The sequence below is a fragment of the Chromohalobacter sp. 48-RD10 genome, assembly GCF_029889785.1.
Taxonomy (GTDB): Bacteria; Pseudomonadota; Gammaproteobacteria; order Pseudomonadales; family Halomonadaceae; genus Chromohalobacter.
Map to the genome: position 1 here is coordinate 1 of NZ_JARANX010000215.1, position 570 is coordinate 570.

Below are 570 nucleotides of genomic sequence, written 5' to 3' on the forward strand. Positions count from 1 at the left end.
AGGCGGGCGAGCGCAGCCAGCCAAAAAGTCGCAGGCCGGCGAAATAGGCCGCCAGGGTGAGCACGATGGCGGTTTCAGGACGTTGCGGCAGCATGTTGGCCAGGCTTTCCAGGCGAAGTAAAAACTCACTCATGCGGTCGCTCTCCGGACATTGAGACCAGACGCTGCATCAGCCACAGCGTAGTTAACGAGCTGAGCAGTGTGCCCAGGACCAGAGCGATGAAGATGGTCAGCCATTGGCCGCTGAATTCGTCGGCTTGGAAGAAGATGCCGACGACGCCTGGCATGATGAGCAGTGCCAGCATGCCGATCAACGGTTGGCTGGCGGCGTCGAGGTCGTGGCTCAAGCGGCGGCGCAGCAGAAGCCAGAGGGTGAGCAATAACATACCGGCCACCCCGCTGGAGAGCGGGAGTGCGAACAGCTCGACGATGATGTCGCCGAGCATCAAAAACGCCGTCAGGATCAGAAAACCCCGTAGGATGGACAGCATGCGGATAGCCCTTGCATGAATGTGCCGGAGATTGACACGCATCATACCAGAGCTATATCTTATACACATCTGACGCGGC

The 570-nt window shown here is 59.1% G+C and carries 1 protein-coding gene; it reads right to left on the bottom strand.

Going from position 1 to position 570, the window contains the following annotated elements:
* Nucleotides 1-125: 125 nt before the first annotated feature.
* Nucleotides 126-491 (bottom strand): CidA/LrgA family protein, encoded by a 366-nt coding sequence (locus tag OP496_RS18315; RefSeq protein ID WP_280565428.1) that lies wholly within the window; start codon nt 489-491, stop codon nt 126-128.
* Nucleotides 492-570: the final 79 nt, after the last annotated feature.